The organism is Pseudomonas sp. NPDC089396 (assembly GCF_044749545.1).
GTDB lineage: Bacteria > Pseudomonadota > Gammaproteobacteria > Pseudomonadales > Pseudomonadaceae > Aquipseudomonas.
This window is the reverse complement of record NZ_JBIVIC010000004.1, coordinates 449,033-473,399: the sequence shown is the minus strand read 5'-3', so window position 1 is coordinate 473,399 and position 24,367 is coordinate 449,033. Positions and strand designations below refer to the sequence as shown.

The following is a 24,367-nucleotide window of genomic DNA, read 5'->3' as shown; positions in this document are numbered from 1 at the left end:
CGCAGGATCACCAGGGTCTGCTGTTGCATGGTGTGCATCGCCAGCTTGTGCGGGCGGATGGTCGGCAGGTCGACGATGATCGCGTCGATACGCTCAATGGTCGGGCTTGTCATGCAAGGGCTCCAGTTAGTCAGTGAACAGTCAGGCCGTCGCCGCCTGGGCCTGGCGCCGGCCGCTGGCCAGGTGCACGGCCATGGCCAGCGCGGCGATGGCGCCTGGGATGGCGAAGGCGATGAAATTGAGTTGCAGCGGCAGGTTGATGCCCATCAGCGCACCGCCAAGCAGCGGGCCGACGATGGCGCCGTTGCGGCCGATGCCCGAGGCCCAGCCCAGGCCGGTGGAGCGCACCGACAGGCCGTACAGCTGGGCGGCGCCGGCATACAGCAGGATCTGCGTGCCGATGGTGGTGGCGCCGGCGATGAAGATCAGCAGGTACAGCATCGGCATCGGGCTGTTGACGCCCAGCAGGCTGATCGACAGCGCTGCCGCCAGGAAGAACGCGACCTTGACCTTGACCAGGTTGTAGCGGTCGCCCAGCCAGCCGCCAAGGATCGCCCCGGCCATGCCGCCGAAGTTCAGCGCCAGCAGGAACGACAGGCTCGAACCCAGGCTGTAGCCGGCGTTGGCCATCAGTTTTGGTAGCCACGAGCTGAGCGCGTAGACCATCAGCAGGCAACAGAAGAACGCCAGCCACAGGGCCAGGGTGCGGGTGGCCAGGCCGTTGCGGAACAGGTCGAGGACGGCGCTGAATTTGCCGGCCCTTTCTCGGGGCAAGCCCGCTCCCACAGTCGAGGCCTGCAGGGTGTCGTCGGGATGGATGTCGCTGGTTGGATCGAGGCGCTTGAGTAGCTTGCGGGCTTCCTCGCTGCGCCCTTGGCGCACCAGAAAGCCAATCGACTCAGGCAAGTAGTAGAGAATCACCGGCAACAGCAGCAGCGGCACGGCGGCGGCGAAGAACATCGACTCCCAGCCGAAGCGCGGCAGCATGAAGATACCGACTCCCGCCGACAGCATGCCGCCCAGCGAATAACCGCTGAACATGATCGCCACCAGGGTGCTGCGCAGGCGCTTGGGCGCGTATTCGTTCATCAGCGCCACGGCGTTGGGCATCAGGCCGCCGCAGCCAAGGCCCGCGATGAAACGGTAGATGCCGAATTCGCTTGGGCTGCTGGCGAAGCCGTTGAGGATGGTCGCCCCCGAGAACAAGGCGAAACAGATGGCGATACCTTTCTTGCGCCCGATGCGGTCGGCCAGGCTGCCGAAGGCCAGCGCGCCGAACATCATGCCGAACAGCGCGTAGCTGCCCAGGGCACCGGCCTGCAACGGGGTCAGGCCCCACTCTTTCATGATCACCGGCAAGACCACGCCGTAGATGAACAGGTCGTAGCCGTCGAAGATCAGCAGCAGGCCGCACCAGGCCATGACCATCCAGTGGAAGCGGCTGAAGCGGGCATTGTCGATGATCGGGTGCACGTCGAGTGTTCGCATGGCATCTGTCTCTCTTGTTGTTTTTGTGGAGAAAAAGCGTGCTGGAAATGCTTAGCCGAGGTCGCCGCCACCTACCGGCAGGGTTACGCCGGTGATGTAGGAGGCCTCGTCGGACGCCAGGAAGAGAATTGCGCCGACCTGTTCGTCGATGCTGCCGTAGCGGTGCATCAGGCTGCTGCTCAAGGTCTGGTCGACGATCTGCTGGTACCAGGCCTTGTCCTGTTCGTTCTGCTCGGCGGTGTTGCGCGGCACCCGCCGCGCCGGTGCCTCGGTGCCGCCGGGTGCGGTGGCGTTGACGCGGATGCCACGGCCGGCAGTTTCGAAGGCCAGGCACGCGGTGAGTGCGTTGACGCCGCCCTTGGCCGCGCCGTAGGGCACGCGATTGACGCCACGGGTGGCGATGGACGAGACATTGACGATGGCGCCGCTGCCGCGTTCGAGCATGTACGGAAGCGCGGCGTGGCAGCACCACAGGGTGGGGAACAGCGAGCGGCGTACTTCGGCCTCTATCTGCTCCACCTCGTAGTGTTCGAAGGGCTTGGCCCAGATAGTGCCGCCGACGTTGTTGACCAGGATGTCGAGGCGGCCGAAGGTTTCGACCGCCGTGGCCATGACGCGGGCGCAGTCGGCGTGCTGTTCAAGGTCGGCGGTGAGGGTCAGCATGCCTTCGCCGGCCAGTTCGTGGACCAGTTCGGAGCGGTCTACTGCCACCACTTGCGCGCCTTCGGCCTTGAGCCGCCAGCACACGCCACGGCCGATGCCTTGGGCGGCGCCGGTGACCAGGGCGACTTTGCCTTGGAATCTGTTGTTCATCTGTTGCTTCCTTAGCCTGGTGTCAGGCTTCAACCTTTTGTTGCCTGTACGGGCCTCATCGCCGGCAAGCCGGCTCCCACAGGGATAGCGAGCGATTCAATGCCTGGTGTCAGGCTTCAACCCTTGGGTTGCCTGGACTGGCCTCATCGCCGGCAAGCCGGCTCCCACAGGGATAGCGAGCGATTCAATGTGGGAGCCGGCTTGCCGGCGATCGAGGGCGCAGCCCTCGCCTGCTCAAGCCGCCGCAGCGAACTTCTCGTAGTAGAAGTTCGCCGGGGTGATCCCCTGCTCACGAACGTACTGGCTGACCGCCTCGACCATCGGCGGCGGCCCGCACAGGTACACATCGACATCGCCGTCATTGAGGTGGCGTGGCTCGATGTGCTGGGTCACGTAGCCCTTCTGCGGATACTGACTGTCGGGGTTGGCCACACAGGCGCTGTAGGTGAAGTTGGGGATGCGCGCGGCCAGGGCCTGCAAGCGGTCCAGCTCGACCAGGTCGAAGTCGTTGGTGACCCCGTAGATCAAGTGCAGCGGGTACTCGCTGCCCTGCTCGGCGATCTTCTCCAGCATCGCCGTGAACGGCGCCAGGCCCGTACCTCCGGCCAGCAGCAACAGCGGACGCTGGATCGGGCGCAGGTAGAAGCTGCCCAAAGGGCCAGCCAGGCTCATGCTGTCGCCGGCCTTGGCCAGGCTGGTGAGGAAGCTGCTCATCAGTCCACCCGGCACGTTGCGGATCAGGAAACTGACCTCGCCATCCTTCTGCAGCGAGCTGAAGGAATAGGCCCGGCTCTGCTCGCTGCCGGGCACCTTGAGGTTGACGTACTGCCCCGGCAGGAACGCCAGGCGACTCAGGGCCTCGCCCTTGATCGACAAGGCAATGGTGCTGGCCGACAGCTGGCGCACGTCGCTGATGGCCGCCTCGAAGCTGGCCTGTTCGGTCTTGCACAGCTGCGAGGACGCCGGAATGCGCACCACGCAGTCGCTTTCGGCGCGCATCTGGCAGGTCAGCACGTAGCCGTCGGCGATCTCATCCTCGCTCAGGGCGTCTTCGATGAAGTTGTCGCCCAGGTCGTAACGCCCGGATTCGGCCTTGCACTTGCAGGTGCCGCAGGCGCCGTCGCGGCAGTCCAGCGGGATATTGATGCCTTGGCGGTAGGCGGCGTCGGCCACGGTTTCATGGCCACTGGCCTCGATGAAGCGGGTGACCCCGTCTTCGAAATTAAGCGCGATCTGGAAGCTCATGTTGCACCTCGCGGGCGAGGCTGGCCACGGCGCGCCAACAGGCACACCGGGCAGCTCGCGTTGCCTCGATTCAGATGTGGTAGATGTCGATGACCTGACGCACGTAGTCGTTCTTCAGCACCACCTTCTTGGCCAGGATCAGCGGCTGCTCGCCGCGCAGGTCGAGGGTGTAGTAGCTGGTGCCGAAGTAGCTGTCGGTAGTCTTGTAGCGAAAGCTCAGGGTGTGCCAGTTGAAGCGCACCTGGCAGCTGCCCTCGCCCTGCTCGACGATCTCGATGTTGCTGATGTTGTGCGAGGTGCGGGTGTCCGGCACGGTCGCGCTGGAACGCTCGGTCTTGATGCGGAACACCCGGTCCTCGAGGCCTCCCCGATTGCCGTACCAGATCAGCGAGATCTCGCTTTGCGGGTCCTCGGTGAGGCGGTCGTTGTCGTCCCACGACGGCATCCAGAAGCTGGCGTCGCTGGCGTACAGCTCCAGCCACTGGTCCCACTGGGCATCGTCCAGGTAGCGCGCTTCGCGGTAGAGGAAATCGCGCACGGTTTCATAAAGGCTCATTGCACGGCCTCCACGGGGATCAGTCGCTGCTCGTCTTTCAGCGCCTGGATCATGGTTTCCTGCCAGTACTTATGCTGCAGCACGAACAGGCCCTCATCCTCGGTGCGCAGGCCCGACAGCAGCGGCTTGAGTTCGATCTCCCGGGCCGCCTCGTCGGCGCCCTCGACCCAGTGCGCGGCGCCGCGCGACATGTCGTTCCAGCCGGTGCCGCCGCCGTAGCCGGTCTGGCAGGAACGGAACTCCTCCAGGTCGTCCGGGGTGGCCATGCCGCTGACATTGAAGAAGTCTTCGTACTGGCGGATACGCTTGGCGCGGGCATCGGTGCTCTCGCCCTTGGGCGCGATGCAGTAGATGGTGATCTCGGTCTTGTTCACCGAAATCGGCCGGGCGATGCGGATCTGCGAGCTGAACTGGTCCATCAGGTAGACGTTCGGGTACAGGCACAGGTTGCGCGAGTTCTCGATCATCCAGTCGGCACGGGCCTGGCCGAAATCGGCGGCGAGCTGATCGCGGCGCTCGTAGGCGGGGCGGTCCTCGGGGTTGGCCCAGCGGGTCCAGAGCAGCAGGTGGCCGTGGTCGAAGGAGTAGAAGCCACCGCCCTGCTTGGCCCAGGCACCGGCGCTCATGGTCTTGATCTCGTCACCCGCCTCGCGCTGCTTGCGCTGGTTCTGGGTGGCGGCGTAGTTCCAGTGCACGGAACTGACGTGGTAACCGTCGGCACCGTTCTCGGCAGTGAGCTTCCAGTTGCCTTCGTAGATGTACGAGCTGGCACCGCGCAGCACTTCCAGGCCCTCGGGCGACTGGTCGACGATCATGTCGATGATCTTGGCCGACTCGCCCAGATGCTCGACCAGGGGTTTGACGTCGGCATTGAGGCTGCCGAACAAAAAGCCCCGGTACGACTCGAAACGGGCGACCTTGGTCAGGTCGTGGGAGCCGTCGCAGTTGAAGCTGTCCGGGTAGCCGGCGTTGCTCGGGTCCTTGACCTTGAGCAGCTTGCCGCTGTTGTTGAAGGTCCAGCCGTGGAACGGGCAGGTATAGCTTGAGCGGTTGCCGCGCTTGTGCCGGCAGAGCATGGCGCCGCGGTGGCTGCAGGCGTTGAGGAAGGCATTGAGCTCACCGTCCTTGTTGCGCGCGATGAAGATCGGCTGGCGCCCCATGGTCAGGGTGAGGAAGTCGTTTTTCTCGGGGATCTGGCTTTCGTGGGCCAGGTAGATCCAGTTGCCCTCGAAGATGTGCTTCATCTCCAGGTCGAACAGGCGTGGGTCGGTGAACATCTCGCGCTTGCAGCGGTAGATGCCCTGTTCACGGTCGTCCTCGAGCATGGCATTGAGGTAGTCGAATCCCAGGGACATGGCCAGGGTCTCCATTGTTATTGTTCAGACCGGGTCAGGTTAGGGCGGGCGGGTTGGCGGCAATATCCACTGGTTGCAAAGCGCTATCCGTTTTCTGCAAGCCAAGGCACAAATGATCGACCCCATAGCATTTATCCATTGAACGCGGCCCATCACCTGAAGTAAGCTCGGGCTCATTCACTGGAGAGCAACATGCCGAAACACACCCGCAACCACGCCAACCACACCGGTCGCACCCTGCGCCCTGTGCTGGCCGTTGCTGGCTGCAAGGCAACTGCTGGCTTTTATTTTGGGTATTGGTTTAGCCACTAGGCGCCGATACCCACACGGCGCCCACCTTCGAGGGGCCGCCGAACATGAGAATACTCAAACCCCCGGTCGGCTCCCCGACCGGGGGTTTTGCTTTTCAGGCCTTTCAAAATTACCGATTCATCTTGAGGACAGATTCATGAACTACGCCACTTATTACTACGCAAGCACCTACGCCTGGCGATTTAGCCAATCCCGTTCGGGCCAGCCTGCCGCCTCCGATCGGTCCATCACGGGTGGCAACGCTGTAGACAATCAATCAACGACTAGTCGAACACCTCGATAGGGCCGACCACGCGGGCCAGAACCCGCCGTCCGCCCAGGGAACCTACGCCATGCACGCTTCGAACCTCGCTCTGCCCCTGACCCAACCGCAGGCTGCCAACACCACCGTCAGCCAGCGCCTGCCCAGCCCGCACCTGCTCAAGCAGCAGATGCCGCTGCCCACCGAGCTCGCCCAGCAAGTCCACCGCCACCGCCAAGCTATCCGTGACATTCTCGAAGGCCGTGATGAACGCCTGCTGGTGATCGTCGGCCCGTGCTCGATCCACGACCCTCGCTCGGCCCTGGAATACGCCGACCGCCTGGCCGCCCTCAGCCGCGAAGTCGGCGACAAGCTGCTGCTGGTGATGCGCGCCTACGTGGAAAAGCCCCGTACCACGGTGGGCTGGAAGGGTCTGGCCTACGACCCGCACCTGGACGGCAGCGACGACATGCATACCGGCATCGCCCTGTCCCGTGGCTTGATGCTGAACATGATCGAACGCGGCCTGCCGATTGCCACCGAACTGCTGCAGCCCATGGCGGCTGGCTACTTCGATGACCTGCTGGGCTGGGCCGCGATTGGCGCGCGCACCACCGAATCGCAGATCCACCGGGAAATGGTCAGTGGCCTGCAGTTGCCGGTCGGCTTCAAGAACGGCACCGACGGTGGCGTGGCCATCGCCTGCGATGCCATGCGCAGCGCAGCAGCCCCGCACCGCCACTTCGGCATGGATGCGCAGGGCCATCCGGCGATCATCGAGACCCTGGGCAACCCGGACACCCACCTGGTGCTGCGCGGCGGGCACAAAGGACCGAACTACGATGCCAACAGCATTGCCCAGGCTCGCCAAGGGCTGGCCAAGGCGGGTTTGCAGGCGCGGATCATGGTCGACTGCAGCCACGCCAACAGCGGCAAGGATCCGGCACGGCAACCGGCCGTGTTCGAAGACGTGCTGGCCCAGCGTCTGGCCGGCGACAGCTCGATTGTCGGGGTGATGCTCGAGGGGCACCTGTTCGATGGCTGCCAGGCACTGGGCAAGGGCCCGTTGAAGTACGGCGTGTCGATCACCGACGGTTGCCTGGGCTGGACGGCGACCGAAACCTTGCTTCGCGGCGCGGCCGCGAGCTTGTAGGAAACATGCGGCAAGCCTTGCGAGACATTTCCCAAGCAAGTGCGCTAGGCTTGCCCTTTTCACCCCAAGGAGTAGTACCCATGGCACGCGCCACTGCCCGCCACATCCTCGTTAGCTCTGAAGAGAAGTGCAACGAACTGAAAGCCCAGATCGAAGCCGGTGCCGACTTCGCTGAAATCGCCAAAGCCAACTCCACCTGCCCGTCCAGCCGTCAAGGCGGTGACCTGGGCTCGTTCGGTCCGGGCCAGATGGTCAAGGAGTTCGACACTGTGGTCTTCAGCGCGCCGCTGAACACCGTGCAAGGCCCGGTCAAGACCCAGTTCGGCTACCACCTGCTGGAAGTGACCAGCCGTCAGGACTGATCGGCTGACATCGCTGATGGCCCCATCGCCGGCAAGCCGGCTCCCACAGGCACCGCGCGGCTTTCAACGCCTGCAACTGACCTGTGGGAGCGGGCTTGCCGGCGATAGGGCCTTGGCCTGGCTCCTGCTGGTGTGCGCAAGCATCACCGCCCAGGCCGCCCCTACCCACGCCCTCACCGTCTACGGTGAAGCCCCCCGCTACACCGCAAGCTTCCGCCACTTCGACTACGTCAACCCCGAAGCCCCCAAGGGCGGCTTGATGCGCCGTTCGGCCATCGAGATTGGCCAGTTCGACCACATTCTTCCGTATATCGACAAAGGCACCGGCGTCAGCGAGGTCGATGGCTGGCTGTATGCACCGCTGGCCGTGCGCTCGTTCGATGAGCCCTACACCGTCTATGGCCTGATTGCCCGGCGCATGGAACGGGGCCCGGATGACGCCTGGCTGCGCTTCGAGATCGACCCACGGGCCACGTTCGCCGATGGCAAGCCGGTGCGCGCCGAAGACGTGCGCTTCACCTTCGACAAGCTGATGGCCCAGGGCAGCCTCAAGTACCGCACCCAGTTCGCCGATGTCGCCGGCGTCACGGTGGAGAGTGCCCACCGGGTTCGCTTCGACCTCAAGCAACCCCACGGCCGTACCCTGGCCCTGGACCTGGCGAGCCTGCCGGTATTGCCCGAGCACGACTGGCCCGACCGCGACTTCGCCAACGGCGCCGGCTTCGCCAAGCCGGTCGGCAGTGGCCCCTACCGTATCGGCCGCATCGACAACGGCCGCAGCATCACCTTCGAGCGCGACCCGAACTGGTGGGCCCGGGACCTGCCGGTCAGCCGTGGCCGCTACAATTTCGAACGCATTCGCATCGAGTACTTCGGCGACACCGAAGTCGCCCGCCAGGTGCTCAAGGGCGGCGGCTACGACTACAACCGCGAGTTCTCCGCCACCGCCTACACGCTCGGTTACAACGGCGCGCAACTGGACGACGGCCGCCTGCAGCGTGCCCACCTGGGCCCGGCCAAGCCGCAGACCGCCCAGGGCTTCGTGTTCAACCTCGACCAGCCACCGTTCAAGGACCGCCGCGTGCGCCAAGCGCTGGCCATGCTCTGGGACTTCGAATGGAGCAACCGGCAGATGATGCGCAATATGTACATCCGCCAGCAGAGCGTGTTCGCCAATACCCCGCTGGCCGCCCGCGCGCTACCGGACGCCGAGGAGCTGAAACTGCTCGAACCCTTGCGTGGCAAGGTGCCTGACGAGGTGTTCACCCAGGTGTTCAGCGCACCGGTCACCGACGGCTCGGGCATCATCCGCGCGCAACAGCTGCAGGCGCTCGCCCTATTGCAGCAGGCGGGCTGGCACCCCGACGGTGATCGCCTGGTAAACACCGAGGGCCAGCCATTGGCATTCACCTTCCTCAACGGCCAGGCCGGCATGGAGCGCCTGCTGCTGCCCTGGAAGCGTAACCTGGCGCAGATCGGCATCACCCTGAACATCCGCAATGTCGACTCGGCCCAGTACATCAACCGGGTGATGGCACGCGACTACGACATGATCGTCACCGGCTACCCGGTCACCCTGTCGCCGGGCGCCGAGATGTACAACTACTTCGGCTCCGCCGCGGCCCACGACCCGGGCTCGAACAACCTGATGGTGCTGCAGGACCCGGCGGTGGACCGCCTGGTCGACGGTCTGGTACGCGCCAGCACCCAGGCCGACATGCTGCGCCACGCCCATGCCCTGGACCGGGTGCTGCAGTGGAACTACTACTGGGTGCCCAACTACTACCCGCCCGGCAGCTCGACCGTGTGGTGGAACCGCTTCGGCCTGCCCAAGGTCCAGCCCGCCTATGACGAGGGGCTGGACAGCTGGTGGGAAATCAGCTCGGAGGCGCTGACCAACGAGCAAATGGCCGAACGCCTGAAGGCCACGCCATGACCGCCTACATTCTGCGCCGCCTGCTGCTGATCATTCCCACGTTGCTGGCGATCCTGCTGGTCAATTTCGCCATCGTCCAAGCCGCACCGGGTGGTCCGGTGGAGCAGGCTGTCGCACGTTTGCAAGGCCTGGGCGGCGGCGCACCAGGTGCCCGCGCGGAGGTGGTGCACAGTGAGTCTCGCGCCACCCGGGGCCTGGACCCGAAGCTGATCGAGGAGATCAAGCGCCAGTACGGCTTCGACAAGTCCGCCAGCGAGCGACTGTGGCTGATGCTCGGCCAGTACGCCCGGCTGGATTTCGGTCAGAGCTTCTTTCGCGGCGCCAAGGTCACCGACCTGATCCTCGACAAACTGCCGGTGACCTTGTCGCTGGGCTTCTGGGCCACGCTGATCACTTACCTGGTGTCGATCCCGCTGGGCATCCGCAAGGCGGTGCGCCACGGTAGCCGCTTCGATGCCTGGAGCAGTGCGCTGATCGTGATCGGCTATGCCCTGCCCTCGTTCCTGTTCGCCCTGTTGCTGATCGTGCTGTTCGCCGGCGGCACCTCGTTGAACTGGTTCCCGGTGCGCGGGCTGGTGTCGGAGGACTTCGACCAACTGAGCCTGCTGGGCAAGCTCGCCGACTATTTCTGGCATTTGGTGCTGCCCGTCGGGGCGCTGGTGATCGGCGGCTTCGCCACCCTCACCCTGCTGACCAAGAACGCCTTTCTCGACGAAATTTCCCGCCAGTACGTGGTCACCGCCAAGGCCAAGGGCCTGAGCGAACGGCGCGTGCTCTACGGCCATGTGCTGCGCAACGCCATGCTGCTGGTGCTGGCCGGGTTGCCGCAGGCGCTGATTACCGTGTTCTTTGCCGGCTCGCTGCTGATCGAGGTGATCTTCTCGCTCGATGGCCTGGGCCGTCTGAGCTATGAGGCGGCGGTATCACGTGATTATCCGGTGGTATTCGGCACCTTGTTCATCTTCACCTTGGCGGGCTTGTTGATCCGCCTGATCGGCGACCTGTCCTATACCCTGCTCGACCCACGCATCGACTTCGACGCGAGGACGCACTGATGCTCTCGCCCGTTTCCCGTCGCCGCCTGCAACGCTTTCGCCGCAACCGCCGTGGCTGGATATCGCTCTGGCTGTTCGCCGGCCTGTTGCTGCTGAGCCTGGGCGCGGAACTGGTGGCCAACGACAAACCGCTGTTGCTTGGCTACAAGGGCGAACTGTACGTCCCGGCACTCAAGCGCTACACCGAGCAGCAGTTCGGTGGCCAGTTGCCGTTCCAGCCAGACTACCGAAGTGCTTATGTCCGCCAGCTGATCGAGGGCCAGGGCGGCTGGATGCTGTTCGCGCCGATCCCGTTCAGCGCCGACACGCCCAACTACGATCTGCAGGTGCCCACCCCGAGCCCGCCGAGCACCCGCAATTGGCTGGGTACCGATGACCAGGGCCGCGACGTCCTGGCACGGGTACTTTATGGCACGCGGATATCACTGCTGTTCGCCTTCGCCTTGACCCTGGTCAGCGTGCTGGTGGGCGTGGTCGCCGGCGCCCTGCAGGGCTATCACGGTGGCTGGGTCGACTTGCTCGGCCAGCGCCTGCTGGAGGTGTGGTCGGGGTTGCCGGTGCTGTACCTGCTGATCATCCTCAGTGGCTTCGTCGAGCCGGACTTCTGGTGGCTGCTGGGGATCATGGCGCTGTTCTCCTGGTTGACCCTGGTCGATGTGGTGCGCGCCGAGTTCCTGCGTGGACGCAACCTGGAATACGTGAAGGCCGCGCGCGCGCTGGGGCTACCCGACAGCCAGGTGATGCTGCGGCATATCCTGCCCAATGCGATGAATGCCACCCTGACCTATGTGCCGTTCATGCTCACCGGCGCGATCACCACGCTGACGGCGCTGGACTTCCTGGGCTTCGGCATGCCGGCCGGGAGTGCTTCGCTGGGCGAGTTGGTGACCCAGGGCAAGCAGCACCTGGAGGCGCCATGGCTGGGCTTCACCGCGTTCTTTGCACTGGCGGTGATCCTGTCGCTGCTGGTGTTCATTGGCGACGCTTTGCGCGAGGCGTTCGACCCAAGAAGCTGACTGTCCAAGAAGCTAAGTCCAAGGAGATGTTTGCATGACACTCAAAGGCAAGACTGCACTGGTTACCGGCTCCACCAGCGGCATCGGTCTGGGGATTGCCCAGGCACTGGCGCGCGCCGGCGCGAATATCCTGCTCAACGGGTTCGGCGACCCGAAACCGGCCTTGTCCGCCATTGCCGAGCACGGAGTGAAGGTTGCGCACCACCCGGCCGACCTGTCCGATGTCGCACAGATCGAGGCGTTGTTCGCCTTGGCCGAACGGGAATTCGGCGGCGTCGACATCCTCGTCAACAACGCCGGCATCCAGCATGTGGCGCCGGTCGAGCAGTTCCCGGTGGAAAGCTGGGACAAGATCATCGCCCTGAACCTGTCGGCCGTGTTCCATGGCACGCGCCTGGCCCTGCCCGGCATGCGTGCGCGCAACTGGGGGCGGATCGTCAACATTGCCTCGGTGCACGGGTTGGTCGGTTCCACCGGCAAGGCGGCCTATGTGGCAGCCAAGCATGGGGTGGTTGGCCTGACCAAGGTGGTGGGCCTGGAAACCGCCACCAGCAACGTCACGTGCAACGCCATCTGCCCGGGTTGGGTGCTGACCCCGCTGGTGCAGAAGCAGATCGACGATCGCGCCGCCAAGGGCATCGACACGCAACAAGCGCAACAGGATCTGCTGGCAGAGAAGCAACCGTCGTTGTCCTTCGTCACCCCCGAGCACCTGGGCGAGCTGGTACTATTCCTGTGCAGCGAGGCCGCAAGCCAGGTCCGCGGCGCCGCCTGGAACGTCGATGGCGGCTGGTTGGCCCAATGACGGGCAGCCTGGGCCTGGCGGCGGTCTTGCACCCGTTCAATTGCAAGGAGGCCCTATGCGCCCAACCCAAATGTCCGCGATGTTCGCCCTGGCCCTGGCGGCTGCCGCCCCGGTGATGGCCGCCAGCCTGAAAGACGTCGCGCCCTACCCTGAGGCCGAAAAAGGCTTTACCCGGCAGGTGATCCACCTGCCGGCACAGTCCGATGAGTCGGCCCGCAAGCTTGAAATTCTGGCGGGCAAGACCTTGCAGGTCGACTGCAACCGTCAACGTCTGGCAGGCAGCCTGGAGGAACGTACCCTGGAAGGCTGGGGCTACACCTACTACCGCCTGGACAAGGTCGGTGGCCCGGCCAGCACCCTGATGGCCTGCCCGGATGGCAAGAAGACCGAGGCTTTCGTGCCTGTGGTCGGCGAAGGTTTCATGCTGCGCTACAACAGCAAGTTGCCCGTCGTGGTCTATGTGCCGGAGGGCGTCGAAGTACGCTACCGCGTATGGTCGGCCTCCGAGGACGTGCAAAAGGCCAAGGCGGAGTAAGCATCCCCGCTATCCTGTAGGAGCGGATTCATCCGCGAAGAGGCCGTGAATTCCGCGCCCACTTCGCGGGTGTCGCTATCCGCCAGCCCCGCCCCTACAGGGCCCGGCCCCACGTCTGGAGGTTCGGCATGAACGATGTGCTCTGGCGCCCCTCCCCGGCGCAGATCAAAGCCAGCCGGATGGATGCCTTCCGCCGCTGGGTCAACCTGCGCTACAACCTGCAGCTCGATGACTACGCTGACCTGCACCGCTGGAGCATCGAGCAGCGTGCAGCCTTCTGGCAGACCCTTGCCGATTACTTCCAGGTCCTTTGGCATACCCCGCCCACCCAGGTGCTCAGCGACGGCACGCAGATGCCGGATGCCCGCTGGTTCGCCGATGCCACGCTGAACTTCGCCGAACACCTGTTGCGCCGCCGTGACGACCGCCCAGCCGTGATTGCCGTGCGCGAGGACGGCCGGCGCCGGTCTTTCAGCCATGCACAGCTGGCCACCGAGGTCGCCGGGTTGCAGCAGGCCTTCAAGGCCATGGGCATCGTGCCGGGCGACCGCATTGCCGCGGTCATGCCCAATACCTGGGAAACCCTGGTCGCGATGCTGGCCTGCACAAGCCTCGGCGCGGTCTGGTCGGGCTGCTCGCCGGAGTTCGGCGTGCACGGCATCATCGACCGTTTCGGCCAGATCGAGCCGAAGCTGTTGATCGTCTGCGCGGGCTACCAATACGCCGGCAAGGTGATCGACCAGGTCGACAAGATCAATCAGGTCTGCGCGCAGCTACCGGGGCTTGCACAGCTGATCGTGGTGCCCTACACCCGCGAGCACACCCGTGCCGAGGACTTCAATGCAGCCCAGGTCAGCCTGTGGGATGACGTCTATCAGCCAGGTGGTGTCCCCGTCTTCACCCCGCTGCCGTTCGACCACCCGCTGTACATTCTCTACTCCAGCGGCACCACTGGCGTGCCCAAGTGCATCGTCCACCGTGCTGGCGGTGTACTGCTGCAGCACCTCAAGGAACACGGCCTGCACAACGACCTCAAGGCCGACGAGGTGCTGTTCTACTACACCACCTGCGGCTGGATGATGTGGAACTGGCTGGCCAGCGGCCTGGCCGTCGGCGCCACGCTGGTGCTGTATGACGGCTCGCCATTGCACCCAGGCGCCGAACGCCTGATGGACCTGATCGACGCCGAAGGCATCCACGCATTCGGCACCAGCGCCAAGTACCTGGCCACCCTGGAACAGCAAGGCTTGCATCCAAGGCACAGTCATCGCCTGGACACCTTGAGGCTGTTGCTCTCCACGGGCTCGCCGCTGTCGCCCCACACCTACGACTATGTATACGGCAAGATCAAGTGCGACCTGTGCCTGGCGTCGATGTCTGGCGGCACCGACATCGTGTCTTGCTTCGTGCTGGGCAACCCGACCCTGCCGGTGCGCCGTGGCGAGATCACCTGCAAGGGCCTGGGCATGGCCGTGGAGGTCTGGAACGAGCACGGCCAGCCGGTGATCGGAGAAAAAGGCGAGCTGGTGTGTACCCGAAGCTTCCCATCGATGCCCCTTGGGTTCTGGCATGACGAGGATGGCAGCCGTTACTTCGAGGCCTACTTCAGCCAGTTTCCCGGGGTCTGGGCGCAAGGCGACTATGCCGAACTTCGCACCAGCGGCGGCATGGTCATCCATGGCCGCTCCGATGCCGTGCTCAACCCTGGCGGGGTGCGCATTGGCACGGCGGAAATCTACCGCCAGGTGGAAAAGGTCGAGCAGGTACTGGAAAGCGTGGCCATCGGCCAGGATTGGCAAGGCGATGTCCGGGTGGTGCTGTTCGTGCGCCTGCGTGAGGGCCTGCAGCTCGACGAGCCGCTGCGCCAGCGCATTCGCCAGGTGATCCGCCAATACACTACCCCGCGCCATGTGCCGGCCGTGATCGTCCAGGTCAATGACATGCCGCGCACCGTCAGTGGCAAGCTGGTGGAGCTGGCCATCCGCAACGTGGTGCACGGCCTGCCCGTGAAGAATACCGACGCGCTGGCCAATCCCGAGGCGCTGGAGCAGTTTCGCGACCGCACGGAGCTGCGTGATCAGGCATAATGGCGGCCTTTTTTTTGCCCCGAAGCACAGGTGTCCCATGAAAGCTCAAGCCCGTCACATCCTGGTCAAGACCGCTGACGAAGCCGAAAAGCTCAAGCAGCGTATCGCCAACGGCGAGGCCTTCGACGTGCTGGCGAAGAAATTCTCCACCTGCCCGTCGGGCAAGCGCGGCGGCGACCTGGGCGAAGTACGCCCTGGGCAATTGGTGGGTGCCATCGACCAGGTGATCTTCAAGAAACCCTTGCGTGTGGTGCATGGACCGATCAAGAGCAAGTTCGGTTATCACCTGGTGCAAACGTTCTATCGCGACTGATAGCGCTTGGCCACCTAGCATTATTGCCAGTTGCTGGTTATCCGGTAATTTTCTACAACTCCGGCAGGGCCGGAACCGCGCCCAATGGCGCGGTTCCAGCAGTGGTCCATCCCACATGGACTCGGAGACCTGCCGATGCGTTATTCACGCCTGCTCGCGCCTGCCGCTCTACCTCTGCTCACCCTGCCCCTGCTTGGCCATGCCCAGGACCTGCGGGTTTCCGCCGGCGATACCTTGGGGGCCGTGGTGCAGACCCAGGCCATCGATGACTTCACCATGACTGGCGGTACGGTCCAGTCGTTGAACCAGGGTGAAAGCTTTGACACGTTCAACATGTCAGATGGGCGCATCGTCGGCGCATTCGAAGATGGCGACCGGGCCATTTTCAGCGGCGGGCGCATCGGCCGAGTGGACCTCAAGCTCGCCGACAACTTTTTCGAGATGTCCCAGGACACGGCCGTCGCCACGTCGATCGATGGCAACCTGGTGAGCGGATTCGGCAATGACACCATCATCCTGCGCGGTGGCACCATCGGCGGCAACATCAGCACCAGTGGTGGCGTGGACAACATCTCTATCACGGGTGGGACACTGAGCGGCAATGTCCTTGCCAGCGCCGGGAGTGACGTCTTCAGCTGGTCCGGCGGCAGCATCAAGGGCCGCGTCGACATGGGCCTGGGGGATGATCAGGCGACGATCAGCAACCTCGACGCCAGCACCTTGACCGCCACCCTTGACGGTGGCGATGGCAATGACAGTCTGCGCTTTGCCAACAGCGAAATCGTCGGCGGCGCCCTGTACCCCAATTGGGAAACAGTCAACGTAGGCGAAAACAGTCGCCTCACCCTCGATGACAGCCTTGTCCTGGGGGACGCCAACAGTGGCAAAGGGTCGTTGAACCTCGATGCCACCAGCACCTTGTTCTCTCGTCAGGGCACCGTGGCGGCATTCACCCAGGGGCAACGAGCGACGGTCGTCAACGCCGGCACGATCGACCTCGGCAGCGGTAATGACGCCCAGGGCCGGCTCACCATCAATGGCGATTACCAAGGCAACGACGGCGTGTTGCGGGTCAACAGCGTGCTGGCCGGTGATGGCGCGCCTTCCGACCGGCTGGTGGTCAGCCAGGGCGCCATCGGTGGCAGCACCCGCCTGCTGGTCAACAACCTCGGGGGCGCGGGTGCTGCGACGCCGCAAAACGGCATCCAGGTGGTCGAGGCGCGGGACGGCGCCACCAGCAGCAACACCGCCTTCGTCCAGACCCAGACGCTGTCGGCAGGCGCCTATGATTACCGGTTGTTCAAGGGCGGGGTCACCGCAGGCTCCGAAAACAGCTGGTATCTGCGTTCGACGCTGGTAGCGCCACCCGCACCAGCAGCAACGCCGGCACCTACACCTCCGGAGCCTGGCACGCCGATCGAGGAGCCTGGCGTTCCGCCCGAGGACCCGGGGACGCCGACCGAGCAGCCCGCCGCAACACCGCCCGTCGCGGCCCCCGCGCCGGGCCAGCCCGATCTGCCGTCTCCGGTCGCTGCTGCCAGCTTGCCGCTGTACCGGCCCGAAGTGCCCGTTTACGCCGCCGCGCCCCGCGGCGCCGCGATCATCGCCCGCCAGGCCCTCGGCACCTTCCACCAGCGCCAGGGCGACCAGCAGCTGCTCCAAGGCCAGGGCGGCGTGCCAGCCAGCTGGGGCCAGGCGTATGGCGGCAACCTGCGCCAGCAATGGAGTGGCACGGTCGCCCCGAGCCTGGACGGCGACCTGTATGGCTTCAAGGTCGGCCAGGACCTGTATGCCAAGGTCAGTGACGGGGGTTATCGCCAGCATGTCGGCGTATATGTCAGCCACAGTCGTCTGGAAGGCGACATCAAAGGGTTTGCCCTGGCGATGGAGGACCGCAGTGTCGGTGACCTGAGGCTCGATGGCGACAGCGTCGGCGGGTACTGGACGCTGGTTGGGCCAGAGCGGTGGTACCTCGATGCGGTGCTGCAATACACCCGTCTGGACGGGCGTGCCCGCTCCGATCGCGGCGATAAATTGAACATCGACGGCGATGCCTGGACCGCCTCGCTGGAAACCGGCTATCCGATCAGCTTGTCCGAGCGCTGGAGCCTGGAACCGCAGGGCCAATTGATTGCCCAGAAAGTTTCGCTGGACAGTGCCAACGACAGCGTTTCGCATGTCAGTCATGACGCCCAGGTCGAACTGACCGGACGGCTGGGGATGCGTCTGGAGGGCGCCTTCACAGGCCGCGGTGGGCATTTGCTGCAGCCTTACGCACAGCTCAACCTGTGGCACGGCGATGGGGGCCGCGACACGCTGACGTTCGATGGCGCGGACAAGATCAAGACCGATTACCGCTACACCTCGGTACAGCTCGAAGGGGGCGTGGTCGCCCAGGTCAACCCGGCGCTGAGTCTGCACGGCGGCGTGCAGTACAGCAGCAACCTGGACAGCCGCCAGCAGGAAGCCAGCGGCGTGAACCTGGGGGTGCGCTGGCAGTTCTAGCGGCGTGCGGCCAGCAGCCCGAGCCCGGCACAACCCAGCAGCGAGGCACTGACCCGGTTGAACAGCCGGCGCGGACCGGGCTGGCTGAACCAGCGCTGCAGGTAGGCGCCCAGCCCCGCGTAGATGGCAATCGCCGCCCATTCCAGCAGCAGGAACAGCACACCCAGCCAGAGGAACTGCTCACTCACCGGCGTGGCGCTGCCCACCGAAACGAACTGCGGCAGGAAGGCGGTGAAGATCAAAATGGCCTTCGGGTTGCCGGCTGCCACCCAGAATTCCTGGCGCGCCAAGCGCCAGGTACCGCGGGGATGGTCGCTGGCCACCACCGCCTCGCCCACGGGGGCGCGCCACAGTTGCCAGGCGATGTAGAACAGGTAGGCCGCGCCAACCACCTTGATTGCCAGGAACAGGTATTCGCTGGTGTGCAACACCACGGCAAGGCCCATGGCCGCCAGGGCGATCATGCCGCTGAAGGCGACCAGGCGCCCGCCACCGGCCACACAGGCCACGCGCAGCCCGTAACGGCTGGCGTTATGCAGCGACAGCAGGTTGTTCGGCCCCGGCGCCATGTTCAGGGCGAAGCAGGCAGGGATGAAAAGCAACAGGCTCGAGAGATCCATTTGGGTATTCCTGATGTTCAGGCTCACATTCAGACGACTAGCGGCTGCAGGGTCAAGATACAGCCAGCAGCAAAAACTGTACGGGCCCCAACCCCGGTGCCACACGGCTTGGCAAGGCACCTATCGCGGTTCGCTTGAAGCGCCGCGAGCACCGAGAGCCAAACAATATCAGCTACCCGCCGCGGTCGATCTATACCTGCTCTTGGCACGAAACACGTGCCCAGGTGCAAGGAGCCCTGCGCAATGGAAGCGCAGTGACGGCACCTGTCCTCTCGACACGGTATAGGGACTTACAACATGGATAGCATCGGCATCAGCGCCGCACGGATCAACTGGAACGGCGGCCAGCGCATTACCCTCGGCTCCGGCGACGTGGCCACCTGCACCTCAATATCACCACCTCGTCCTCCAGAGCATCAATGAGAACCTGCAGGGTGACGGTACCCAATGGGTGTGGATGGACGCCGATAGTCAACAAAACTCGCAGACCGCCAGCATTGCCTTGCAATCCCTGTAGCAGCAGGTAGCGCAAGGCCTTGGGGAGGCGCAGCCCAAGGCGCCTTCCCCGTTTTGCCGAGGTCACGCTGCGGGGGTGACCACCGTCAGGCTCGCCAGGTCCAGCAAGGTGAAATGGCCACTGGCCCAGCCGCCGGTGTCCAGGTGCCAGACATTGCCCAACCGCTTGGCCTGCAGCACCGGCGTGTGCCCGACCAGCAAGGCTCGCAGCCCTGCGACGGGCTCGGTATCACCGTCCTTGAGGCGCTGCCGAGACCATTGGCAAACCTCCCGAACACGGGCGTCGTCATCGAACAGCAGGCTCTCTCGCAAGGCGGCCCAGTCATTGAACGGGCTGTCTGCATGCAGCACGCCGACCAACCCGGCTGATGTCTGAACCTCCAGGGCAATGGGCAGTTGCAGGAACTGTTCGACGAACACTTCCTGCTCATGCCTGGGCAGATCGAGGAACCAGCCGCCCCCGGCCGCACGGTACATCTCCAGGTCAAGGCGCCCTCCGTACAGGTAGGTAATCGCCAACGACTCATGATTGCCCTGCACGGCGTGGAACCAGGGTTTGGCCAGCCACGCCAACGCTTCGGCGCTGTGCGGGCCGCGGTCGACCAGGTCGCCGACACTGATCAAGCGGTCCGTTTCAGGGTCGAAACCCGCTTGATCCAGGCACTGTTGCAGGCGCTGAAAATGGCCGTGGATGTCGCCGACGGCCAGGTCGCGTCCCTTGCTGTTGGCGGCTATCCGCCGAAACCGGCTCATTACAATCTTCCTCAGCTGCCGCATCCGGGCAGGCGTAAAATGGAGCGAAACGCAGTACGCCCCGGAGGTGCATCATGCGTAACACTCTGGTGTGTGCCGTGCTCATGGCGCTCTCTCTCAACAGCATGGCACAAGGCACCTCACCTGCGCAGGTCGAGGTGCGTTTCGATCACCCGGAAAAATTCCGCGACGCAAGCCTGGACAGCGCCGGCTACGAACGCGGCGCCGACGACTACGTGATGAAAACCCTCACCCAGTACCTGCAGACGCTTGGCCAGCGCTACCTGCAGCCAGGCCAGCAACTGGTGATCGACATCCGTGACATAGACCTGGCCGGTCGTTTCGAGCCGTGGCACAGCCGCGCCTACGATGTGCGTTTCATGCGCGATATCACCTGGCCGACCATCGACCTCAGCTACACGCTCAGCCAGCCCGGCAAACCGGATCAACAAGCCCAGGAGCGGGTCAGCGACAAGATGTACCTCAGCCGCCCAGGCCGCATGGCCAGCAGCAATGACCGCCTGTACGCCGAGAAGGCCATGCTGAACGACTGGTTCCGCCAGCGCTTCGCCCCGCACCCGGCCACGTGAGTGGCCCGTGGAGCGTCGGTCAGAAGTCCAGGGCCAGGCTCTGGCGCCCTTCCAGTGCCAGCAGGTACTGCTTGGCCGGCAAACCACCGGCGAACCCGGTCAGGCTACCGGAGGCTCCGATCACCCGGTGGCATGGCGCGATGATCGAAATCGGGTTGCGCCCGTTGGCCGCACCCACCGCTCGCACGGCGCTGGGGTTGCCGATCTGCCGGGCGATATCGCTGTAACTTCGGGTCTGGCCAAAAGGTATGGTCAACAACGCGGCCCACACCTGGCGCTGGAACTCGGTGCCGGCAAAATCCAGCGCAAGTTCGAAGCGCTGGCGGGTGCCGGCGAAGTACTCGCCCAACTGTCGCGCTGTCTCGCGCAAGATCGGGCGCTGGTCATCCCGGTGCAGTTCACCCAGGCGCACGCGGTTTTCACGCTCTTCTTCCCACAGCACGGCAGCAAGCCGTTCGCCGCGAGACACCAGCGTCAAGGTGCCGACAGGGGATTGCAAAAGCGTGAAGGCGCAAGACATAGAGCGGTTTTCCATGGCAAAACACGTTCTGCGCACTCTAACGCCGCACGCTGGCTGGCGCACTCCGTTTCTTGTGCGGCAAATCCTCAGATAGCGATGCGACGTGCTTCAGCCAGGTCGATCCTGGGGATCAACGAGGGGGGAATGCGCGAGGTCGCAGACAGGTTGTAGACACGGAAATGCTCGTTTACCACCTGCTGGGCCATCAAGGTCAGCGACGGCAGGATGCGGCTATCCCAGTGCTGATCGAGCCCACAAGGCGAACGCTCCCCCGTGCCGTTCTCATAAAAGCGACCCGCATTCTGGTCGAGATCCACGCCCACCAGCAGCACCTGCTCGAAACCCAGGTGATAAGCCAGCTGCAGGGCGACGTAAGCCACCGTGCGCGCATCGTAGTAGCCGCTCGACATGTCCTTGCTGAAGGCGATCGAACGCGCCCGTTTGCTCCATATCGAACGGTTGCAGACATGCCTGTCGCCATACCCACGCAAGCCATCCAGCACGCCTGGGTTGTCGGCCTTGTGCAAGGGATAGCACTGTGTATCGGGGGGCACGTCGGCATCGACGAACTGTTCCGGCCACAGCGCCAGGCGTTGGCTGTCGCGCAAGGCCTGGGCAAACAGTGCCGGTTGTTGCTTGCGAAAGCTCTTGTCGGTGCAGACATAAAAGAACGGTTTCACGCCACACGCTGCGGTAAGTGAGACTGAACCATTCATGGCAATCACTGGCAGGTGAGCGAACTCTGCCAACGGGAATTGTTTGGCAGAAGCGCCCGAGGCAAGAATGATCACGGGGCCTTTCTGGGTATTGCGACACGCCTCGAAACTGGAGAACGCCCCGCGTTGCGCATTGAGCTGCGACGGAAGTGGGTTCATCAGGTACATCATCAGGTCTGAATTATTTCAACAGGATACGCGCCCCAGAGCCTTCGGAGAACTCTTTTACAAAACGCTTACAGACTGCGACTAATGAGTCTTATTTCGCAAGTCCAAATATTCATGAGCAACCTTGATGGTTACCCACGCACGAACTAATACTTAGGTCTCTGCCTGGGGAGGCACGAAACATGCAACCAAGATTCGTTATCGTTCCGGCTGTGCCGATCGAAAAGGAGTCTTTTCGCGTCGGTAGCAGGTATTACGCGGCGACCGTATGCGGTGGCTTCGACATCTATGACAACCAGGCGAAGGAGCGCCTCAAACCCAGTTACCCCAGCAAGACTGCTGCAGAACTGCAATGCCAGCGCTTGAACAAGAATATCGAGCAACCACTGCCGGGGCATTGAACCGGCCAATAGATCAGCCAGTGTCCGGACCTGTTGCTGCCCCCTGCTGATCAAACGCCGGGGGCTGCAGCACAAGCGTATGATGAAGAGCCGACTGGATCGATGAAGTGCCTTTCCGGCGTTCTCAATACGGGAGCACTGTCATGAACAAATCGACATACGCACTGATGTTCGCCTTGTCAGCGTTGGCCGGGTGCTCAACCAACGCCTCGCTCTACCAGGACAACCCGCTGGTGTCGAAAGTGAATACCGGGATGAGCAAGGATCAGGTCATGCAAATCGGTGGCAAGCCCGATGCAGTGTCAGACCGCACAGTCGTACCGGGTACGTGTTTCGACTACATGCTGGCCAAGTCAGGCCAGAAACAACCCTTCAACGTCAGCTTCGACGCCAACGGCAAGGTCGACAAGACCGATTTCATGACCTGTGCCGAATGGAGCAATGCGCAATACCGGGCCAGGCAGCCGCTGCCAAGCATGGGCGGTGTGGGAGGTTCTGGTTACTAGCGACCGCGCGGGTCGCCAGGGATCACTCCAGACAATCCCTTGCGGCCCGGCGCAGTTTGTCGCCCGACAGGAAACTCCCTTTGTAGAAGGTGGCACGGCTACCTTCGCGGTACTCGACGACTTCCAGCACCTCGTCCGAAGTGACCGCGCTGGGCGCAATCAGCCGGTAGCCATGGGCGATGGACTTCTGCGTGGTGAGCGGTGCCACTGCCTGCCATTTTGGCAACACACACGCCGCATATTCGCTGGGCGTCTTGTGAGTAAGCTTGCTGGCCGTCGGCTTGCCGGGATTGGCACAACCCACCAGGCTGACACCCAGAGCGGCACAGAAAAGAATACGAAAATTGAGCATTTGCAATTGACCGAGAAGGACCTGACGCATTTTAACCACGCTCTTGGCAAAGTACTAATCAACCAAGGTAGTGCACACGCAAGACTTCCGTCGAATTCAAAACGCCGACAACTCCCGTAGAATCCACGGCGCTGATGGATCAGCACCCATCACAAAAAGCCCGCACTCCAGAGGGCGGGCTTTTTGTTCTACCGTGCTACAGGAACAGCCGCTAGGCCTTCTTGCACATCAGCGCAGCATCGAGCAGTCGGCCATGGTCATACCAGGCATCCCGTTGATAGGCTGTGAATTGCCGATGGGCACCGGACCCCTGCACTTCTATCAGGCCGTTGGCCTTGTCAGGATCCGTGCTATCGACGAAGAGCTTGACCGAATCACCTGTTCCGACTTCGAACGTAGTTGCATCGCTCTGCAATTCGCCTTTTACGCACCCCAGGTAATCAGGTGCGCTTCTTTCGGTGGTGCCTGAGGTGTAATCGTGGCCCGCCCGAACATCAGGGTTTTGTGCACATCCCGTCATGAAGATCGTTGCAAAGGCCGACATCACTATTGCGCTTGCTAGCGGCGTTGAGCGCTTCACGCGACACACTCCTGGCCCCCATCAAAAAGGTCGAACAAGATAGCGAATGCGTGTAACCCTTGTTTTAGTTTTGTGATCACCCATATTACCCCTCGTAGTGTGTGGGTAATATTCTTGTTTGCTATATGAGTCAGAGAGCGCTCTTGGAAGCGGCAGCGCTTCGCTCACTCAATCCAGCGCGCGATCCAGTACCTCATAGATGATCCCGGTGGCAACGGCCACGAGTATCAGGTCGGCGCCCGCTTGCATCCACTCGTAGCCCTCATAGTAGGGAAGCTGGCTTATCAATCTGCCATCGAGCTTCTTGGCGATACCGGGCGGTAGGGGCTTTCCGCGAGCCAGGTTTTTCTTGATACCCGGGGGCAACGCTTTCCCCGGCGTCCAGTAGCTGCGGTATCCGCTCAGGATGCCAAGTACATCACCTCGATCTATTGAAGGCGCTCCATGCTTATAATCGTAAGCGGCGCTGTTCTTGTTTCCACCGGAGTTTCCGTGGCCTTGTCCCTTGCCTTTACCGGGGTCCGCTAATGCCAGGCAAGGGCCCAGTGCCAATGCAATTGAAGTGACTGCTGCAACGGCAAATCGACGCGTCGCCATTGATGTTTCCTTGCGTGATGGGAAGTCTCTGCACGCTAGACGATGCTCGAAACATCGCTAAGTACCGCGGTTTTGACTGCTGGGATAACGGTCAAGTTCACTCCCTGGGCGAATCCTCGTTCAGGGCCGGGCCCCTTCCCCGCCTTCCACACTGGCAATAAATATCTCTTGCCAGTAAACCTCTCGCTGGCGCCGAACAGCGGCTGAACTAAAGTCCGATAAATCACCTGACAGAACTGCCTGCATTCGTCAGTGATTGGCCTGAGCGGCG

General features: G+C 63.4%; 26 protein-coding genes and 1 pseudogene. 14 read left to right on the top strand and 13 right to left on the bottom strand.

Annotated elements, in window-relative coordinates; genetic code table 11:
* From ACIPZB_RS10335 to benA, 6 genes and pseudogenes are all read right to left on the bottom strand, one after another.
* Positions 1 to 113: pseudogene (locus tag ACIPZB_RS10335) on the bottom strand (muconate cycloisomerase); the annotation flags it as partial.
* A 28-nt stretch (positions 114 to 141) separates the two neighbouring features.
* Complete coding sequence (locus ACIPZB_RS10330) at positions 142 to 1,488, bottom strand: MFS transporter (RefSeq protein WP_400640126.1); 1,347 nt, start codon at positions 1,486 to 1,488, stop codon at positions 142 to 144.
* Positions 1,489 to 1,539: 51 nt separating this feature from the next.
* Positions 1,540 to 2,301, bottom strand: a complete 762-nt coding sequence (locus ACIPZB_RS10325; RefSeq protein ID WP_400640125.1) for a 1,6-dihydroxycyclohexa-2,4-diene-1-carboxylate dehydrogenase — start codon at positions 2,299 to 2,301, stop codon at positions 1,540 to 1,542.
* Between the two features lie 234 nt (positions 2,302 to 2,535).
* Positions 2,536 to 3,546, bottom strand: coding sequence for a benzoate 1,2-dioxygenase electron transfer component BenC (benC, locus tag ACIPZB_RS10320; protein WP_400640124.1), 1,011 nt, complete (start codon positions 3,544 to 3,546; stop codon positions 2,536 to 2,538).
* Positions 3,547 to 3,616: 70 nt separating this feature from the next.
* Complete coding sequence (benB, locus tag ACIPZB_RS10315) at positions 3,617 to 4,102, bottom strand: benzoate 1,2-dioxygenase small subunit (protein ID WP_400640123.1); 486 nt, start codon at positions 4,100 to 4,102, stop codon at positions 3,617 to 3,619.
* Positions 4,099 to 5,457 carry a benzoate 1,2-dioxygenase large subunit gene (gene benA, locus ACIPZB_RS10310; protein WP_400640122.1) on the bottom strand — a complete coding sequence of 453 codons (1,359 nt, stop codon included), beginning with the start codon at positions 5,455 to 5,457 and terminating at the stop codon, positions 4,099 to 4,101. The genes benB and benA overlap by 4 nt, the downstream gene beginning before the upstream one ends.
* A 644-nt stretch (positions 5,458 to 6,101) precedes the next feature.
* Here benA and ACIPZB_RS10305 point away from each other — a divergent pair.
* From ACIPZB_RS10305 to ACIPZB_RS10260, 10 genes are all read left to right on the top strand, one after another.
* Positions 6,102 to 7,163, top strand: coding sequence for a 3-deoxy-7-phosphoheptulonate synthase (locus tag ACIPZB_RS10305; protein ID WP_400640121.1), 1,062 nt, complete (start codon positions 6,102 to 6,104; stop codon positions 7,161 to 7,163).
* A gap of 80 nt (positions 7,164 to 7,243) precedes the next feature.
* Entirely contained in the window at positions 7,244 to 7,525 is a 282-nt protein-coding gene (locus ACIPZB_RS10300) for a peptidylprolyl isomerase (RefSeq protein ID WP_008095626.1), read from the top strand.
* A gap of 16 nt (positions 7,526 to 7,541) precedes the next feature.
* Positions 7,542 to 9,461: an extracellular solute-binding protein gene (locus ACIPZB_RS10295; protein ID WP_400640120.1), complete on the top strand. Its 1,920-nt coding sequence runs from the start codon at positions 7,542 to 7,544 to the stop codon at positions 9,459 to 9,461.
* Positions 9,458 to 10,516, top strand: a complete 1,059-nt coding sequence (locus tag ACIPZB_RS10290) for a microcin C ABC transporter permease YejB (RefSeq protein WP_400640119.1) — start codon at positions 9,458 to 9,460, stop codon at positions 10,514 to 10,516. The genes ACIPZB_RS10295 and ACIPZB_RS10290 overlap by 4 nt, the downstream gene beginning before the upstream one ends.
* A complete protein-coding gene (locus ACIPZB_RS10285; protein WP_400640118.1) occupies positions 10,516 to 11,532 on the top strand; it encodes an ABC transporter permease in 1,017 nt (338 codons plus the stop codon). Before ACIPZB_RS10290 ends, ACIPZB_RS10285 begins: the two co-directional genes overlap by 1 nt.
* Positions 11,533 to 11,566: 34 nt before the next feature.
* Positions 11,567 to 12,337 carry a 3-hydroxybutyrate dehydrogenase gene (gene hbdH / locus ACIPZB_RS10280; protein WP_400640117.1) on the top strand — a complete coding sequence of 257 codons (771 nt, stop codon included), beginning with the start codon at positions 11,567 to 11,569 and terminating at the stop codon, positions 12,335 to 12,337.
* Between the two features lie 55 nt (positions 12,338 to 12,392).
* Positions 12,393 to 12,872 (top strand): serine protease inhibitor ecotin, encoded by a 480-nt coding sequence (gene eco / locus ACIPZB_RS10275; RefSeq protein ID WP_400640116.1) that lies wholly within the window; start codon positions 12,393 to 12,395, stop codon positions 12,870 to 12,872.
* 128 nt (positions 12,873 to 13,000) lie between these two features.
* On the top strand, positions 13,001 to 14,959 hold the full coding sequence (locus tag ACIPZB_RS10270; protein WP_400640115.1) for an acetoacetate--CoA ligase: 1,959 nt from the start codon (positions 13,001 to 13,003) through the stop codon (positions 14,957 to 14,959).
* Positions 14,960 to 14,996: 37 nt separating this feature from the next.
* Positions 14,997 to 15,272, top strand: coding sequence for a peptidylprolyl isomerase (locus tag ACIPZB_RS10265; RefSeq protein ID WP_008095636.1), 276 nt, complete (start codon positions 14,997 to 14,999; stop codon positions 15,270 to 15,272).
* Positions 15,273 to 15,407: 135 nt separating this feature from the next.
* A complete protein-coding gene (locus ACIPZB_RS10260; protein ID WP_400640114.1) occupies positions 15,408 to 17,777 on the top strand; it encodes an autotransporter outer membrane beta-barrel domain-containing protein in 2,370 nt (789 codons plus the stop codon).
* On the opposite strand, the gene ACIPZB_RS10255 is transcribed toward ACIPZB_RS10260, so the two are convergent.
* Positions 17,774 to 18,397 carry a LysE family translocator gene (locus tag ACIPZB_RS10255; RefSeq protein ID WP_400640113.1) on the bottom strand — a complete coding sequence of 208 codons (624 nt, stop codon included), beginning with the start codon at positions 18,395 to 18,397 and terminating at the stop codon, positions 17,774 to 17,776. The two genes, ACIPZB_RS10260 and ACIPZB_RS10255, sit on opposite strands and share 4 nt — an antisense overlap.
* Before the next feature lie 297 nt (positions 18,398 to 18,694).
* Between ACIPZB_RS10255 and ACIPZB_RS10250 the strand changes: the two genes are divergently transcribed.
* Positions 18,695 to 18,820, top strand: a complete 126-nt coding sequence (locus ACIPZB_RS10250; protein ID WP_400640112.1) for a hypothetical protein — start codon at positions 18,695 to 18,697, stop codon at positions 18,818 to 18,820.
* Positions 18,821 to 18,976: 156 nt separating this feature from the next.
* Here ACIPZB_RS10250 and ACIPZB_RS10245 read toward each other — a convergent pair whose 3' ends face one another.
* Positions 18,977 to 19,666, bottom strand: coding sequence for a metallophosphoesterase (locus ACIPZB_RS10245; protein ID WP_400640111.1), 690 nt, complete (start codon positions 19,664 to 19,666; stop codon positions 18,977 to 18,979).
* A gap of 74 nt (positions 19,667 to 19,740) precedes the next feature.
* Here ACIPZB_RS10245 and ACIPZB_RS10240 point away from each other — a divergent pair, with 74 nt between their 5' ends.
* Positions 19,741 to 20,256, top strand: a complete 516-nt coding sequence (locus ACIPZB_RS10240) for a DUF3016 domain-containing protein (protein WP_008095644.1) — start codon at positions 19,741 to 19,743, stop codon at positions 20,254 to 20,256.
* A gap of 19 nt (positions 20,257 to 20,275) precedes the next feature.
* Here the strand turns inward: ACIPZB_RS10240 and ACIPZB_RS10235 are convergent, their stop codons facing one another.
* Both ACIPZB_RS10235 and ACIPZB_RS10230 read right to left on the bottom strand, forming a co-directional pair.
* The gene (locus ACIPZB_RS10235) at positions 20,276 to 20,776 is read right to left on the bottom strand and encodes a methylated-DNA--[protein]-cysteine S-methyltransferase (RefSeq protein ID WP_400640140.1); all 501 of its coding nucleotides are present in this window, start codon (positions 20,774 to 20,776) and stop codon (positions 20,276 to 20,278) included.
* A gap of 86 nt (positions 20,777 to 20,862) precedes the next feature.
* Positions 20,863 to 21,651, bottom strand: a complete 789-nt coding sequence (locus ACIPZB_RS10230; protein ID WP_400640110.1) for a lipopolysaccharide biosynthesis protein — start codon at positions 21,649 to 21,651, stop codon at positions 20,863 to 20,865.
* A gap of 191 nt (positions 21,652 to 21,842) precedes the next feature.
* Between ACIPZB_RS10230 and ACIPZB_RS10225 the strand changes: the two genes are divergently transcribed.
* Both ACIPZB_RS10225 and osmE read left to right on the top strand, forming a co-directional pair.
* Positions 21,843 to 22,061: a hypothetical protein gene (locus tag ACIPZB_RS10225; RefSeq protein WP_400640109.1), complete on the top strand. Its 219-nt coding sequence runs from the start codon at positions 21,843 to 21,845 to the stop codon at positions 22,059 to 22,061.
* A gap of 143 nt (positions 22,062 to 22,204) precedes the next feature.
* Positions 22,205 to 22,567, top strand: a complete 363-nt coding sequence (osmE, locus tag ACIPZB_RS10220; protein WP_008095652.1) for an osmotically-inducible lipoprotein OsmE — start codon at positions 22,205 to 22,207, stop codon at positions 22,565 to 22,567.
* 22 nt (positions 22,568 to 22,589) lie between these two features.
* Here the strand turns inward: osmE and ACIPZB_RS10215 are convergent, their stop codons facing one another.
* The 3 genes from ACIPZB_RS10215 to ACIPZB_RS10205 form a co-directional block, all read right to left on the bottom strand.
* Positions 22,590 to 22,949: a hypothetical protein gene (locus ACIPZB_RS10215; RefSeq protein ID WP_400640108.1), complete on the bottom strand. Its 360-nt coding sequence runs from the start codon at positions 22,947 to 22,949 to the stop codon at positions 22,590 to 22,592.
* Between the two features lie 181 nt (positions 22,950 to 23,130).
* Complete coding sequence (locus tag ACIPZB_RS10210) at positions 23,131 to 23,499, bottom strand: hypothetical protein (protein ID WP_400640107.1); 369 nt, start codon at positions 23,497 to 23,499, stop codon at positions 23,131 to 23,133.
* A gap of 168 nt (positions 23,500 to 23,667) precedes the next feature.
* Positions 23,668 to 24,096 carry an anti-virulence regulator CigR family protein gene (locus ACIPZB_RS10205; protein ID WP_400640106.1) on the bottom strand — a complete coding sequence of 143 codons (429 nt, stop codon included), beginning with the start codon at positions 24,094 to 24,096 and terminating at the stop codon, positions 23,668 to 23,670.
* Positions 24,097 to 24,367: the final 271 nt, after the last annotated feature.

Excerpts from the sequence above, each read along its gene's own strand:
- ACIPZB_RS10290 (WP_400640119.1), top strand. The coding sequence starts at position 9,458 with ATGACCGCCTACATTCTGCGCCGCCTGCTGCTGATCATTCCCACGTTG.
- ACIPZB_RS10215 (WP_400640108.1), bottom strand. The coding sequence starts at position 22,949 with ATGCGTCAGGTCCTTCTCGGTCAATTGCAAATGCTCAATTTTCGTATT.
- benB (WP_400640123.1), bottom strand. The coding sequence starts at position 4,102 with ATGAGCCTTTATGAAACCGTGCGCGATTTCCTCTACCGCGAAGCGCGC.
- ACIPZB_RS10270 (WP_400640115.1), top strand. The coding sequence starts at position 13,001 with ATGAACGATGTGCTCTGGCGCCCCTCCCCGGCGCAGATCAAAGCCAGC.
- eco (WP_400640116.1), top strand. The coding sequence starts at position 12,393 with ATGCGCCCAACCCAAATGTCCGCGATGTTCGCCCTGGCCCTGGCGGCT.
- ACIPZB_RS10325 (WP_400640125.1), bottom strand. The coding sequence starts at position 2,301 with ATGAACAACAGATTCCAAGGCAAAGTCGCCCTGGTCACCGGCGCCGCC.
- ACIPZB_RS10235 (WP_400640140.1), bottom strand. The coding sequence starts at position 20,776 with ATGTCTTGCGCCTTCACGCTTTTGCAATCCCCTGTCGGCACCTTGACG.
- ACIPZB_RS10295 (WP_400640120.1), top strand. The coding sequence starts at position 7,542 with ATGGCCCCATCGCCGGCAAGCCGGCTCCCACAGGCACCGCGCGGCTTT.
- ACIPZB_RS10225 (WP_400640109.1), top strand. The coding sequence starts at position 21,843 with ATGCAACCAAGATTCGTTATCGTTCCGGCTGTGCCGATCGAAAAGGAG.
- ACIPZB_RS10240 (WP_008095644.1), top strand. The coding sequence starts at position 19,741 with ATGCGTAACACTCTGGTGTGTGCCGTGCTCATGGCGCTCTCTCTCAAC.
- ACIPZB_RS10285 (WP_400640118.1), top strand. The coding sequence starts at position 10,516 with ATGCTCTCGCCCGTTTCCCGTCGCCGCCTGCAACGCTTTCGCCGCAAC.
- ACIPZB_RS10250 (WP_400640112.1), top strand. The coding sequence starts at position 18,695 with ATGGATAGCATCGGCATCAGCGCCGCACGGATCAACTGGAACGGCGGC.
- hbdH (WP_400640117.1), top strand. The coding sequence starts at position 11,567 with ATGACACTCAAAGGCAAGACTGCACTGGTTACCGGCTCCACCAGCGGC.
- benC (WP_400640124.1), bottom strand. The coding sequence starts at position 3,546 with ATGAGCTTCCAGATCGCGCTTAATTTCGAAGACGGGGTCACCCGCTTC.
- ACIPZB_RS10260 (WP_400640114.1), top strand. The coding sequence starts at position 15,408 with ATGCGTTATTCACGCCTGCTCGCGCCTGCCGCTCTACCTCTGCTCACC.
- osmE (WP_008095652.1), top strand. The coding sequence starts at position 22,205 with ATGAACAAATCGACATACGCACTGATGTTCGCCTTGTCAGCGTTGGCC.
- ACIPZB_RS10230 (WP_400640110.1), bottom strand. The coding sequence starts at position 21,651 with ATGAACCCACTTCCGTCGCAGCTCAATGCGCAACGCGGGGCGTTCTCC.
- ACIPZB_RS10330 (WP_400640126.1), bottom strand. The coding sequence starts at position 1,488 with ATGCGAACACTCGACGTGCACCCGATCATCGACAATGCCCGCTTCAGC.
- ACIPZB_RS10205 (WP_400640106.1), bottom strand. The coding sequence starts at position 24,096 with ATGGCGACGCGTCGATTTGCCGTTGCAGCAGTCACTTCAATTGCATTG.
- ACIPZB_RS10300 (WP_008095626.1), top strand. The coding sequence starts at position 7,244 with ATGGCACGCGCCACTGCCCGCCACATCCTCGTTAGCTCTGAAGAGAAG.
- benA (WP_400640122.1), bottom strand. The coding sequence starts at position 5,457 with ATGTCCCTGGGATTCGACTACCTCAATGCCATGCTCGAGGACGACCGT.
- ACIPZB_RS10245 (WP_400640111.1), bottom strand. The coding sequence starts at position 19,666 with ATGAGCCGGTTTCGGCGGATAGCCGCCAACAGCAAGGGACGCGACCTG.
- ACIPZB_RS10265 (WP_008095636.1), top strand. The coding sequence starts at position 14,997 with ATGAAAGCTCAAGCCCGTCACATCCTGGTCAAGACCGCTGACGAAGCC.
- ACIPZB_RS10255 (WP_400640113.1), bottom strand. The coding sequence starts at position 18,397 with ATGGATCTCTCGAGCCTGTTGCTTTTCATCCCTGCCTGCTTCGCCCTG.
- ACIPZB_RS10305 (WP_400640121.1), top strand. The coding sequence starts at position 6,102 with ATGCACGCTTCGAACCTCGCTCTGCCCCTGACCCAACCGCAGGCTGCC.